11 protein-coding genes are annotated in these 13,662 nt (G+C 64.3%); 3 read left to right on the top strand and 8 right to left on the bottom strand.

What is annotated here, in order from left to right:
- Positions 1-388: 388 nt before the first annotated feature.
- On the bottom strand, positions 389-619 hold the full coding sequence (locus BLU88_RS05580) for a hypothetical protein (RefSeq protein WP_092010971.1): 231 nt from the start codon (positions 617-619) through the stop codon (positions 389-391).
- Positions 620-1,079: 460 nt separating this feature from the next.
- Between BLU88_RS05580 and BLU88_RS05575 the strand changes: the two genes are divergently transcribed.
- A complete protein-coding gene (locus BLU88_RS05575; RefSeq protein ID WP_231939619.1) occupies positions 1,080-2,834 on the top strand; it encodes a helicase-associated domain-containing protein in 1,755 nt (584 codons plus the stop codon).
- A gap of 136 nt (positions 2,835-2,970) precedes the next feature.
- On the top strand, positions 2,971-4,605 hold the full coding sequence (locus tag BLU88_RS05570; RefSeq protein WP_092010968.1) for a DNA repair helicase XPB: 1,635 nt from the start codon (positions 2,971-2,973) through the stop codon (positions 4,603-4,605).
- Positions 4,606-4,630: 25 nt separating this feature from the next.
- Here BLU88_RS05570 and BLU88_RS05565 read toward each other — a convergent pair whose 3' ends face one another.
- The 6 genes from BLU88_RS05565 to BLU88_RS05540 all read right to left on the bottom strand — a co-directional run bounded on the left by BLU88_RS05565 (position 4,631) and on the right by BLU88_RS05540 (position 10,687).
- Positions 4,631-5,344 carry an IclR family transcriptional regulator gene (locus BLU88_RS05565; RefSeq protein ID WP_092010965.1) on the bottom strand — a complete coding sequence of 238 codons (714 nt, stop codon included), beginning with the start codon at positions 5,342-5,344 and terminating at the stop codon, positions 4,631-4,633.
- A 133-nt stretch (positions 5,345-5,477) separates the two neighbouring features.
- Positions 5,478-6,692 carry a CaiB/BaiF CoA transferase family protein gene (locus BLU88_RS05560; protein ID WP_231939618.1) on the bottom strand — a complete coding sequence of 405 codons (1,215 nt, stop codon included), beginning with the start codon at positions 6,690-6,692 and terminating at the stop codon, positions 5,478-5,480.
- 10 nt (positions 6,693-6,702) lie between these two features.
- On the bottom strand, positions 6,703-7,983 hold the full coding sequence (locus tag BLU88_RS05555) for a TRAP transporter large permease (RefSeq protein WP_092010962.1): 1,281 nt from the start codon (positions 7,981-7,983) through the stop codon (positions 6,703-6,705).
- The gene (locus BLU88_RS05550; protein ID WP_231939617.1) at positions 7,983-8,567 is read right to left on the bottom strand and encodes a TRAP transporter small permease; all 585 of its coding nucleotides are present in this window, start codon (positions 8,565-8,567) and stop codon (positions 7,983-7,985) included. Before BLU88_RS05550 ends, BLU88_RS05555 begins: the two co-directional genes overlap by 1 nt.
- Before the next feature lie 101 nt (positions 8,568-8,668).
- Positions 8,669-9,781 (bottom strand): TRAP transporter substrate-binding protein, encoded by a 1,113-nt coding sequence (locus tag BLU88_RS05545; protein WP_092010956.1) that lies wholly within the window; start codon positions 9,779-9,781, stop codon positions 8,669-8,671.
- 207 nt (positions 9,782-9,988) lie between these two features.
- Entirely contained in the window at positions 9,989-10,687 is a 699-nt protein-coding gene (locus tag BLU88_RS05540; RefSeq protein WP_092010952.1) for a FadR/GntR family transcriptional regulator, read from the bottom strand.
- A gap of 80 nt (positions 10,688-10,767) precedes the next feature.
- On the opposite strand from BLU88_RS05540, the gene BLU88_RS05535 reads away from it, so the two are divergent.
- A complete protein-coding gene (locus BLU88_RS05535; protein WP_092010949.1) occupies positions 10,768-11,937 on the top strand; it encodes an acyl-CoA dehydrogenase family protein in 1,170 nt (389 codons plus the stop codon).
- Between the two features lie 32 nt (positions 11,938-11,969).
- Here the strand turns inward: BLU88_RS05535 and BLU88_RS05530 are convergent, their stop codons facing one another.
- Complete coding sequence (locus BLU88_RS05530) at positions 11,970-13,646, bottom strand: ABC-F family ATP-binding cassette domain-containing protein (RefSeq protein ID WP_092010946.1); 1,677 nt, start codon at positions 13,644-13,646, stop codon at positions 11,970-11,972.
- Between the last annotated feature and the right edge of the window lie 16 nt (positions 13,647-13,662).

Genomic DNA, 13,662 nt, shown 5'->3' with positions numbered 1-13,662 from the left:
ACCCGCGGTGGCGGGCTGATTGTCAGGTGCCCGCGGGTGCGGGCTGTGTGTCGGTCGGCTGCGGAGTCGGATTCCGCAGCCGGGAAGCTGGTGTGTCTGTGTGCAGTGCGCTGTGATCAAGTGCCCGGAGAGTCGTCGGTCAGGCTGTGCGCCTGTGGGTCCGAAAGGATCGTGCCAGCGATGCGATCTCTGGTTCTCTCTCATCCGGCAAGGCCGTGGACACCGTGGTGGTGGGCGCCTTTTCGGTGGCGGGAGATCACGAGCACGTGCGCGCTGTGGTGGTCGGCCGCCTCGGCGAGGTGGGGACCAGCACCGCTTCGATCACACTGGGCGGGCGTGGCTCATGCCTGTCCCCGAACCTGCGGGGTGAGCGGCATGAGTGATGGTTTCAGCGGTGGCCCACCCCGGTCTGTCTGCGTCGGATGGCCGCTCGGATCATGGCCACGCAGGCGAGGATGACGGCGATGGGCACGAGGATCATGGGCAGGTAGGTCAGGAGCGGACTGGGCGTCATTCCCATCCAGGCCTGACCGAGGACGCCGATGAGGCCGAGCGCCCCGATGGCTGCGGCGGCAACTGCGGCGACGACGATGGTCGTGTCGACTCGAGTGGCTGACAATGCGCGTCCTTCCGTCTGATCTCTGATCCGTAATCTGCCCCTCCATTGTACCCCTCGCGATAGACTGATCTGCGATGTCAATGACCTTCAGCCAGTGGCTGTCCCACAGTGCAGATGCCGACTTCGAGTCCTTCGTCCGGACCCGACGCGACCTCCTCCAACCCGAGTCCCCGACGATGGCGGCCCTGGCTGCGGCCGCATCCTCGCGCATCGGAGTCTCCCGCGGCATCGAAGCCCTCGACGCATCGACGCTCGAGGTCTTCATCTCCCTGGCCAAGGCGGCCCGGACGAAGCCCGAGATCGAGATCACGGGCAATCCGCACATCGATCCCACCCTCGCCGAGGCGGCCCTCCCCGGCTGCGCGACCTCGGCCTGGCCTGGCCTGCCGGTGGGGAAGCGGGCGGTGCCGGGGCTGGCGGGTCTGGGGCGGTCGGGTCTGCAGGGGCTTCGGGTGCGAGCGTGTGGAAGATCCAGTCCGAGGCCATCACCCTCCTGCCGACCTCGGCGGCCGAATCCTCCCGCGCCCATCCATGGCAGATCGACTCCGCGTCGATCGATTCGTCCGCGGCCACAATCGGCCAGCCGCTCATCCACAACAGCGAACAGGCTGCCGTGGCCGAGGTCATCTCGTCCCTGCGCGGGCTCGTCGATGAACTTACCGCTTTGCCGATCTCCCGGCTGACCAGCGGCGGCATCTCGAAACGGGATGTCTCCCGACTCGCCCGCACCCTCGAACTGGGTCTCGAGCAGACGATCACCCTGTTGCAGGCGGCGAAGTCGCTGAACCTCATCGGGGTCCTCGACGATGCGCTCGATCCGCAGTGGACGGCCGCCGATGATGCCGATTCCGCCCTCGCCGGCGATCGTGCCGAACTGTGGGCAGCGCTGGTCGGGGCATGGCTGCGCGAACTGCTCGACGTCACTCAGCTGGCGGCGGGGGCGAGCGAGAACGAGCGCCTCACCGTGCTCGCCACCCCGAAGAAGTCCCTGTTCAAGGGCTACGGGCTGTCGGTGCCGGCGATGCCGCTGCTGCGCTTCGCTGTGCTCTCGGTCCTCCACGACATCGGTCTGGGTTCGGCCCGGTCGGCAGGATGGATCCACGCCGAGCTTCTGCGCCGCCACCCGCTGCTGCCGGCACACGAATTCGCGATGACCGAGGCTGTTCTCCATACTTGCGTCACCTTCGGGCTGGCGACGACGCCCCTGCAGCAGCCGGATCATTTCGGGCCGAGCCGGTTCGGTCTCCGTCTGGCCGCCGGACTGGATCGGGCGATGGCCGAGCACGCCAATCAGGACCCTTCGATCCTGCCGTTGGGTGTGTCCATGGAGGCCCTGACCGTGCCCGGGGACGTCGTCGCCGCGGTCACCGAGGGACTCGGGGCCGAGGTCGACACCGTGCTCATCCAATCCGATCTAACAGCCGTGGCAACCGGCCCGATCGAACCGCGAGTCCACCATATTCTGCGCAGGTACGCCGTCGTCGAGGCGCGCGGCCAGGGCACGGTCTACCGCATCGACGGCGAGACCATCGAAGACACCATGCAGGCCGGTCTCACCCCGGAGGAGGCCTTGGCCGAACTCGCCGAGATCAGTGCAGAAGAGCTGCCGTCGACCTTGGAGTTCCTCGTGCAGAACACGGCGTCGAAGCTGCGGCGGGTGCGGGTGGCAGGGGCCCGGGCGGTGCTCATCGTCGACGACCCGGTCGACCTCGATGTCATCCTCTCCGATCAGGCGATGATGCCGGCCGGTCTCGAACGACTGGCGCCGACCGTGGCGATCGCTCAGCTGGGCCCGGAGCGGACGATGCACCTGCTCGAGGCCGGGGATCACCATGCTCTGCTGCATTCGGCGGCCGGGCCGGTGCGCAGACGTCGGGTGATCACCGAATCGGAACCCGAGGTCAGCGTCAGGCGGCGTCCACGGGTCAGTGACGGTCACCTCGGCGAATATATTCGGATCCTGCGGTCTGCACCTGCGGCGGCCGCCCAGGTGAGCACGGATGAGCCCTTGGGGCATATGGATCGGCTGCGGGAAGCGGCGGAGGAGAAGCGACGCGTGCTCATTCGGATCGCGGATTCCCACGGCAAGGAGCGGACGATCGAGATGCTGCCGACCACCCTCAACGCCGGTCGAGTCCGCGGAGTGGTGACGACCACCGGCGCCGAGGCCTCCCTGTCCGTCGCCCGCATCGTCTCCGTAGACCCCTCCCCCTAATTGCTACCTGACGGCGTCCCAGCAACCTGGCGCCACGTATCTGGGCCCCCGTCAGGTAGCTCGGAGCGGGAACAATCGGGGTGATGGACGTGTTGTGTCCTCTGGTGTCATCACACTTCGGGAAGGGAAGTATTGAATGAATGGTCCGCTGATCGTGCAGTCCGATCGGACTGTGCTGCTGGAATCGGGACATCCCCTCGCCGTCGAGGCGGCCGTGGCGATCGCCCCGTTCGCGCAGCTGTCGCGGACCCCGGAGTACATCCACACCTACGAGATCACTCCGCTGGGCCTGTGGAACGCACGCGCCAGCGGCCACGATGCCGAATCCGTCGTCGACGTGCTCCTCGAATTCGCGAAGTACCCGGTCCCGCATGAGCTCCTCGTCGACATCGTCGACATCATGGATCGCTTCGGTGTACTCACCCTCATCGATCATCCGGTCCACGGACTGACCCTGACGTCGACGGAGACGGGGCTGCTCGACGAGCTCGTCGGCCAGCCCGACCTCGTCGGCAAGTTCGGCAAACGCATCGATGCAGAATCCGTCCTCGTCCATCCCTCCGAGCGCGGCGAGCTCAAACACGCCCTGTTGCAGCTGGGCCACCCGGTCTCCGACCACGCCGGCTACGTCGACGGCGAGGCTCACGAGATCTCCCTGTCCGATGATGCCCACGGCGGTCAGTGGCACCTGCGCGACTACCAGAAGCAGGCCATCGACCAGTCGCTGTCCGGTGAGTCCGGAGTCGTCGTTCTGCCGTGCGGTGCCGGGAAGACAGTCGTCGGTGTGGCCACGATGTCTCGAGTCCAGACGACGACGCTCATCCTCGTGACGAACTCGGTCTCGGCCAAGCAGTGGAAGGACGAGATCCTGCGACGCACCACCCTGACCGAAGACGAGGTCGGCGAATATTCGGGATCGACGAAGGAGATCCGCCCGATCACCATCGCCACCTACCAGGTGCTCACGACTCGCAGGAAGGGCTCGTATCTCCACCTCGAGCTCCTCGACGCCAAGGACTGGGGGCTGGTCATCTATGACGAGGTGCACCTGCTGCCGGCGCCGATCTTCCGGCTGACCGCAAGCTTGCAGGCGCGTCGTCGCCTCGGACTGACCGCGACGCTGGTGCGTGAGGACGGACGCGAAGACGAGGTGTTCTCCCTCATCGGACCCAAGCAGTACGAAGTGCCGTGGAAAGAACTCGAACGGCTAGGGTATATCGCCTCCGCCGCCTGCCATGAAGTCCGCGTCCGCCTCGACGGCGGAACCCGAACCGCGTACGCTCGCGCCGACGGTGAGGACCGGTACCGGCTGGCGGCGACGTCGGATGCGAAGCTGCCGATCGTCTCCGAGCTCGTCGCCGATCATCCGGATTCACAGATCCTCGTCATCGGGCAGTACCTCGATCAGCTCGAGGAGATCGGAGCCGAACTCGGCGCGCCCGTTCTCACCGGGCAGACCCCCGAATCGGTGCGCCAGGAGCTCTTCCGCGAATTCCGGTCCGGGGAGATCCCGGTGCTCGTCGTCTCGAAGGTCGCGAACTTCTCCGTGGATCTGCCGGCTGCCTCGGTGGCGATCCAGGTCTCCGGAGCCTTCGGTTCGCGACAGGAAGAGGCTCAGCGCCTCGGACGGATCCTGCGTCCGAAGGAAGACAAAGGGTCGGCCACGTTCTACACGGTCGTCGCTGCCGACACCGTCGATGAGCACTTCGCCGCTCAGCGCCGCCGCTTCCTCACCGAACAGGGCTACAGCTACAACATCGAAGTCCGCTGAGAGTTCGGGGACGGTGACGTTGCGTTCAGAGTCGGCCGAAGCCCGCTCCGTCGAGGAGCTCACGGGCGATGGTGCCGTAGTGCTCGATGTGCTCCTTCGTGCGGGTGATCGGCCCGGCGATGGTAATCGCGGCAGACAGGACTCTATCGACGAAGACCCCAGCGGCGACAGCGGAGACATCGGGGACGGTCTCCCCTTGATTGAGTGCGATGCCGCTGTCACGAATCGCCGGCAGCTCCGTCTCCAATCGGGCTCTGGTCTCAGGATCGAAGGACGCAAGCAGTTCGGAATCGCCGGTCTTGGGTGCGAACGCAAAGAACAGCTTCCCCGAGGAGGTCGGCAGCAGCGGACGTCGCACCTTCAGTCGCGGGGCGTAGCAGACCTCGTAGTCGGCCGGCAGGCTGTGCACGTACACCACCGAAGTACCCACTCTGACGGCCACGGTGACGGTCTCACCAGTTCGGGCCGAGATCTCGGCGAGGACATCCTCGATGAGTAGTACCACGGAGTTCTCGGCCGGCCCCAGCACATGTGCCACACCGGATCCGAGGACATAGCCGTCGGCCGTCTCGGCGAGGTAGCCCTCTGCGCACAGCCCTCGGACGAAACCGTGCACGCTCGACTTCGGCGCATCGAGTTCACGCGCCAAAGTGCTGAGGGCCACCCCCCGGTCGCCCGCACGTGCGGCAGACTCGAGAATCCTCACAATCCGAGTCACCGTGCGATGTGTCGAGGTCATAAGTCAATGTCTATCAGGGTGCGGCCGTGTTTCCAATCGCAGGCGGTCCCTGCGTCCCGTACCCGGCGGATTTCCTGCGACCTGCCGCACGTCGCACCCTGGCTCCTAGGCCCAGAGTTCACTGTCAGAGGGTTCACCGCTCGAGTTCGGCCGCCGCGGACCCACCGACCTTCGGCGAGGATGCCCTCCCGATCTCGTCGAGGATGTCCTCCCGGTTCGCGTCGAGCCCTGGCGCTTCTCGCACCTCGGGCCGCGGTCGGTTGTTGAACGTCAGCGGCGACCCGACGTGCAGGTACTGCCCCTGCTTTGAGTGAACTTGCGCTGACAGCATCGGCGACTCGCCGAGGTAGCTGTCTGCAGTGATCTCGTCAACGCGCACTACCGCCTGAACGGGAATGGCGTACCGCTCGCACTCTGCCCGGATCTGGCCGCATGTGCGGGACGCGGCATAATCGGCAAGCACCGACTCGTAGACGTGGGGGTTTCTCGTTCGAGCCTGATTGGTGCTCAGATCGGGGTGGACGAGGTAGTCGGGTCGCTCGATGAGCTCGCAGAAGTCGGCCCAGTTGCGATCGGTGTAGGGCATCACGCAGATGTAGCCGTCGAGAGCTCGATGGGGCCGGTGCTCAGGAGCCAGGACTCGCGACCATCCGACATCGCCGCGAGAAGGCACAAACGTGTGACCGCCGAGGTGCTCGACCGCGGTGAATGCCGACATAGTGTCGATCATCGGAACATCGACCCACGTGCCCGCGCCGCTCGACCGGGTCGCGAAGAGCGCCGAAAGCACCGCCTGAACCATGGTCATACCGCAGACTTTGTCGGCCACGACGTAGGGAGAGTAGGCCGGGGCACCATCGCGCAATCGATACGTGTCCGCCAGACCGGATCCCGCCTGGATGATGTCATCGTATGCCGGACGATCACCGTACGGCGAGTGTGAGGAGAACCCCTGCGCGGTACACAGAATGGTCCTCGGGCTGATTCGGTGGACCGTGTCCCAATCAAGTCCGTATCGAGCACGGCGCCTCGGCAGAAGGTTGGTGATGATGACGTCGGCCCAGGAGATGAGCCGTTCGAGAGTCGGCCGATCCGCATCCACGCCGGCATCGAGTTCGATGCTGCGTTTGTTCGCGTTGAGATTCATCGACAGAACGCTGTCACCGGTCGCCCCGCCCAAACCGATCCGCCTGCCGATATCTCCGCCGGGCTGCTCGACTTTGATCACGTCGGCTCCCAGGTCGGCGAGTATCTTTCCCGCATAGGGCGCCATGATCACGGCCCCCACCTCGAGGACCGTGAGCCCGTCGAGCGCGGGGGCGGGCTGATCGGAAGTCGGCAATGTCACGGAGTTGACCTCAATTCGCAGTAACCGTCAGGAGCAGGGCAAGTTCGGGGAAGGCGAAGACCAGCGCTGTAACGATGAGCATCGCGATGATGAAGGGAACGGACCCCAGGAACACTGTCTCGACTCTGATGTTCGCAGCCCGTGCCACCACAAAGGCATTGAGCCCGAGTGGAGGAGTGATCAGGCCGACTTCTGCCAGCAGGATGACGATGACGCCGAACCAGATCGGGTCGAACCCGAGCGCCTCGATGACCGGCAGGGTGACCGGAACCGTGAGCGCGATGATCGCCATCTGATCCATGAAGAAGCCCAGGACCAGATAGACGAAGGCAAAGATGATGACGACGAGCATCGGTGCGATCGACAGCCCCTGGACGAAGTCGACCACGGTCGGAGTCACCCGAGTCTCGGTGAGGAAGACTCCGAAGACATGCGCGGCGAAGACGATGGCGAGGATCATCGCGCTGCTGGACACGGTGCCGACCAGGGCCGACCGCAGATTCGACCGGTTCACCGTCTTCGTCCACACCATGAGCAGGAATCCGCCGAGGCAGCCCAAAGCGGCCGCTTCCGTTGCCGTTGCGATGCCGAGGAAAACCGTGCCCACGACGATGACGAAGAGGACGAGGACCGGCAGCAGTCCCGACAGTGCTTTGAGCTTCGCGGTCCAGTGCGTGGCTTCGGTCGCGGGAGCGTGGCCGCGCAGCCCCATGACCCACACAGTCAGCGCGAGGCCGAATCCCATTAGGAGGCCCGGAAGGACACCGGCCAGCAGTGTCTTGCCCACACTTGTCTCTGCGGTGATGGCGTAGAAGACCAGCAGAATTGAAGGCGGAATCATCGCGGCCAGTGTGCCGGCGCTGGCGACTGTGCCGCTCGCAAGCCGTCGGCTGTACCCCTGCTTAAGCATCGTGTCCGTCGAGGTGTGTGCCAGTGTTGCCGCGGCTGCTGTGGACGACCCCGACACCGCGGCGAATCCGGCACCGGCGAGTACGGCCGCGATTCCGGTTCCCCCTCTCACCCGCCCGATGATGGTGCTCGCCGAGGTGAACAGCGACGCCAGGACTCCGCTCTTGAGGACGAGGTGTGCCATGAAGATGAACAGCGGAATGGCCGCGAGCGAATTGCTGCCCACCGCGCTCATGGGAATGACTTCGAAGATCCCGACTAGGTTGCCGAGTCCGCCGATCCAAAGCAGACCGACGCCTGCTGCGCCGAGGATGGCAAAGGGGATCGGCACCCGAATGAGAATGAGGGCAAGCAGCAAAGCGCTGATGACGATGACGATCATCACCGGTCACCTCTTGGCCTCGAAGAGTCGTCGCGATCAGTCGTGATCGGCTCGTGCAACGGGTCGCTTCCTGCGGCGTCACTTCCCTCAGCGGCGAGAACCGACTCCTCGCTGTCGGCATCTTCGACAAGTGCCTGATCTTCGCCGATGGCGCGAGGAGTGTCGAGCAGGGCCACGACGAACAGGGCTGCCGTTCCGACCGGCTGGGACAATTGCCAGATCCAAGTGGGCATTGGCACCTCACTGGATCCCGGCGGCGGAGCGTCGCCGAGGTCGAAGGAGTCTACGACTGTCACCAAACCCGAATACGCCAAGGCAGCAGCGATGACAAGCAGAAGGATATGTCCAACCACTCGCGCAGTCATCCGCCACCGAGCAGGGAGTCGGTCGTAGATGATCTCGGCGCTGACATGGCCAGCGGTCACATACAGCCACGGCAGCGCAAGGAAGACCGACATCGGCATGAGGATTCTCTCGACCGCACTGACGTTCCAGCCCAATGGGGCGCTGAATGCGTAGCGCATGATCGATTCGGCGAGCATGATGAGCGCCATAGCGACGATTGCGATTGCGGCAAGAACCACGCTTGCGTTCTTGATGGCAGTGATCGACGTGCGAACCGGCCGTCGATGGGCTCGTGGGCGCGGAGCGGGCCCCTCAGTCGGGACGTCATCGTTCAGGGGAATCATTTCGCTGCCCTCTCATGTCGGGCGATGCTGTCTTCGTAGTCCTGGAGCACCTCGGTGCCGGGTTTGCCAATCGAATCCATGTTCTCGGCCCATTGCTGTCGCACGGGTTCGAGCTTCTCGTCGAATCTCGTCTTGCCGCGCCCGTGCGGGGAGTTGAAGGACACTCCGCTCTGTTCGATGGTCTCGATGGCAGCAGGCGTCTCATCGTTGACGGCCGTGCACAGGCTCTCCTGTGCGTGGCGGCCCGCCGTCTCGATGCGCTCCTGCGTCGCCGGGCTCAGTTCCTGCCATGAGTCCTCGCTTATGACATACGGGATGGCGAACGCGCCGATGTTGAGTCCTGTCGTCGAATGGCGGAGGACCTCCTGGAGCTTGTACGGCAAAACGCTGATGAAGGGGAACGCAACGCCGTCGACGGTCTTCCGGGACAGCGCCTCATATGCGTCAGCGGCGGGCATGCTCACTGCCGACGCACCGAGTTCGTCGAGAGTCGCGTCCAGTGCTCCACCGGAAGTTCGGATGTTGAGCCCTCGCAGATCCTCAGGGCGGTCTATTTGTCGATCGACGGTGAGGATCTCGTAGCTGGGCAGCACCGACACCCAGAGCGGCCGCAGTCCGCGCGGAGCATATTCCTCTTCGTACAGGATCCCGCCGGGGGACATCATGTCGAAGAGCGCATCTGCCCCAACACAGGAGTCATCGACGAAGCCGGGCAGATCGGACACGCTCGAAAGCGGCAGCTGGTCGGAGAGATAGGCCGCCGAGGCGGGGCTGATGTCGACGACCCCCGACCGATTAAGTGAGACGAGGTCGCGTGGAGTGCCCATCTGCCCGGCCGGGTAGTAGTCGAAGTCAACGGTCCCGGCTTCTTCACCGGAGCCGTCTAAGCTACCGGCCCCCTCGGGGTCGGGTTCGGAGAGCTCGTCCATGAAGACACTCACCCCTGAAGCTCCGAAGATGTGCGTCGGCGGGTAGCTGTCGGCCAAGGTCAGAGTGGTGTCATGTGAATCGGACGCGGGTGCTGCCGAACAGGCGGTCAACCCGAGCAGGGACAGACTCAGCCCGGCGGCCGTCGCCAGCGATGCGCGGCGTCTGGTGCGAAGTCCCATAAAACCTCCATTGGTATATGCGTACTTCAGTTCGTACTAACGTACAGTCTATGCAACAGCACTCGCCTGTCAAATGCAGCCGCCGACGAACCCGAGGCCGCGGCGGACCAAGGAGCGGCGCCCCCAGCCTCGAGGAACCATGCGACGACGACAGCGAGCCAGCTCCCCAACCCACCCCTTCTCCACGATGCCTGGTCCGGGGCGGACTCAGGAGCCGCCGGCCAGACGAATGTGTGCCGACAGGTGCTTGCGCATGACACTCCTGGCCCGCTCCGAGTCGCCCGCGCGCAAAGCTGAGTAGATGGCCTCATGCGCCCGGATCAGCTCGCGGAGCTGAGCGTGGTCAATGACCTCCGGATCATCAGTGAGCGCTTCGATCGGACCAATGAGACCCCGCAGGATCGCCGCCAGCGCCGCATTGCCACTGCCCTCGGCCACCTGGAGGTGAAACCGAGCGTTGGCTGCGAGGAGCCTTCTCCGATCGGCGGGACTGCCAATGACATTGAGCGCAGAGGCCATCTCTGACTGGGTGGCCGAGAGAGTGGCCAACTCGGATTCACTCATGCGGCATGCAGCTAGTTCGGCGCACATCGGTTCGATGGCCAGGCGGGTTTCCATAAGGTCGGACTCGGACACTCCGCCGGCACCGATGACCAGCCGGAGCGAATCCGAGACTGCCGCTTCGGTCGGCACAGAGACGAAGCTTCCCCCATTGCGTCCGATCTTCCGACGGATCAGGCCAGAGGCCGCCAGCGACTGCAGTCCTGCACGAATCGTCGTTCGACTCAGACCGTATCGCACGGCGAGGTCGCGCTCGGATTCGAGCCTCACTCCGTCCGGCAATTCGCCGGAGAGGATCCGCGCCCTCACCTCGGCGACGAAGCGGGAGCTCTCAGTGGTGTCCATCAGTTCCTTCTGGCGCTCGATGACATTCTGAGTTAGATTCTATATTGGTAATACCTTTTATCATATTCGAGGAGGCACCGATGCCTGATTTCTCATTGACCGATGACCAGCTGGTCATTCGGGAAGCGGCACAGGAGATCGTCAGTCGCTTCGACGACGAGTACTGGTCCGACAAAGACCAACGCCACGAGTTCCCCCAGGAGTTCTACGATCTTTTGGCCGAGAAGGGGTGGCTGGGTCTGACCATTCCCACGGAGTTCGGCGGGCACGGCCTCGGAATCACCGAAGCCACTTTGCTGCTCGAAGCCGTGGCTGCAGCGGGAGGCGCGATGAATGCCGCCAGTGCGATTCATATGACCATCTTCGGACTGCACCCCGTGATCAAACATGGCAGCGCAGAACTCAAGAAGGACAACTTGCCGCGGATCGCCGCCGGGGACCTTCACGTCTGCTTCGGTGTAACCGAACCCGATGCCGGGCTCGATACCTCACGGGTGACAACGTTCGCCGAACGGCGCAATGACGAGTACGTCGTCAACGGACGCAAGGTGTGGATCTCCAAAGCTCTGGAGTCGGACAAGATCCTCCTCCTCGCACGAACGACAAAGAGGGAAGACGTCGCCAAACCGACCGACGGACTCACTTTGTTCTTCACTGACCTCGACCGTGATCACGTGCAGATCAACCCGATCAGCAAGATCGGCCGCAACGCTGTGACCTCGAATGAGCTCGTCATCGACGATCTCATCATCCCTGCGGCGCACCGCGTCGGCGAGGAGGGGAAGGGCTTCAAGTACCTCCTCGACGGACTCAATCCTGAGCGGATGCTCATTGCCGCCGAGGCTCTGGGCATCGGTCGCGCAGCCTTGGCGAAGGCCGCCAAGTACGCCAATGAACGCGTCGTGTTTGATCGCCCCATCGGCATGAATCAGGGCCTCCAGTTCCCGCTGGCTGATTCCTTGGCGAAGCTCGACGCTGCGGAACTGGCACTGCGAAAAGCCACGTGGACGTACGACCAGGGTCTGCCGAGCGGCCGCGAAGCGAACACGGCAAAGTACCTCTGCGCTGAGGCCGGCGTTGATGCAGCCGACAGGGCAGTTCAGGTCCATGGCGGCATGGGGTATTCGGAGGAATACCACGTCGGGCGCTACTTGCGGGAGGTGCGCCTGATGAAGATCGCACCTGTGAGTCAGGAAATGGTCCTCAATTATCTCGGCACGAAAGTCCTGGGCCTGCCCCGCAGCTACTGATCGAATCAGAGACGCATGCTCGACTGGAACCGTCAGCGGCTGCGGGCCACGCGTCCCTCGTCCCAGACCGGTGCTGCCGACTCATAGACTTCGCCGTCGGCCCCGAAGACGAGGAACCTGTCGAAATCGCGAGCGAACCAGCGGTCGTGAGTGACTGCCAGTACCGTCCCATCGAATGACTGCAGCGCAGTCTGCAATGCCTCAGCGGAGACGAGGTCGAGGTTGTCGGTGGGTTCGTCGAGAAGCAGCAGAGTCGCGCCCGCGAGCTCGAGCAGCAGGATCTGAAAGCGCGCCTGCTGCCCACCCGAGAGCGAATCGAAGGACTGCTCTGCAGCACCGGCCAGCTCGTAGCGGGCAAGGGCCCGCGAAGCCGGTTCTCGCGGCAACCCTGCCCGATGTTCGTCCCCGCGGTGGAGGATCTCGAGCAGGGTCCGCCCCCGCAGATCCGGGCGTCCGTGCGTCTGCGCGAACCAGCCGGGACGCACGCGGGCTCCGAGCCGCACTGCTCCGTCGTGGGCGACAGGTGCGATGTCGATGTCAGAGACCGGGCGGTGCTCGGGTTCGGGGTCGCTGCCGCCGGCTGCGAGCAGCCTCAGGAAGTGCGACTTTCCCGAACCGTTCGATCCGAGTACTGCGATCCGATCCCCGTAATGGACTTCGAGGTCGAACGGCAGCATGAGGTCGGTGAGTTCGAGCGCATCGGCGACGATCGCGATCTTGCCCGTGCGTCCGCCGCGCAGACGCATTCCGAGGTTCTGTTCACGCGGAATGGCTTCGGGTGGGCCTGCGGTCTCGAAGCGCTCGAGACGAGTCTGCGCGGCTCGGTACCGCGAAGTCATGTCCGAGTTGTAGGCGGCCTTCTGCTTGTACATCTGCACCAGCGACCGCAGCTTCGCTCGCTCCTCGTCCCATCGTCTGCGCAGCTCCTCGAGCCGTTCGAACCGGTCCGACCGGGCCGCGTGGTAGGTGCCGAATCCGCCCGGATGCACCCATGCGGTGTTCCCCGCCGCAGAGAGTTCGACAGTGATGATCTGCGAGGCTGCCTGCGCAAGCAGCTCCCGGTCGTGGGATACGAAGAGGACACTCTTGTCGGTGTCCCTCAACTCGGCTTCGAGCCAGCGCTTGCCCGGGACATCGAGGAAGTTGTCGGGCTCGTCGAGGATCAGGATGTCATCGGGTCCGCGCAGGAGCGCCTCGAGCACGAGCTTCTTCTGCTCCCCTCCTGACAGGGTGGAGATCTTACGGTCCCGACTGTGGTCGAACGACATTCCCAGCGCCGAGGCGGTGCAGGTGTCCCACAGCACCTCCGCGTCATATCCGCCCACGTCCGACCAATCGTTGAGCGCCGTGGCGTAGGCCATCTGCACGGCCATCGATTCGCTCTCGGCTCCGAGCAGCTTCTCTTCGACCCTCCGCAGATTCGCTGCAGCACGACGTATCGGATTCGGAGCGAGTTCCTCGAGCGCCTGGGCGACGGTATCGGCGGAGATGAACTGACGCATCAATCCGATGCTGCCGGTATGCGAAACAGCTCCCTCATCAGGGACGAGCTCACCGGTGAGGATCCTCAGCAGAGTGGTCTTGCCGGCACCGTTGGCACCGATGAGCGCGGATTTGGCCCCGTCCCCGACTCGAAACGTCACCGATCCGAGCAGAGGCCTGCCGTCGGCGAGGGTGAAGGAGACATCGTTGATCTCGATATGGCCCATATGGTCAACCTATCAA

The organism is Brevibacterium siliguriense, assembly GCF_900105315.1.
Taxonomy (GTDB): Bacteria; Actinomycetota; Actinomycetes; order Actinomycetales; family Brevibacteriaceae; genus Brevibacterium; species Brevibacterium siliguriense.
The sequence above is the reverse complement of the archived record's forward strand: the minus strand, read 5'-3'. Positions and strand labels throughout refer to the sequence as shown.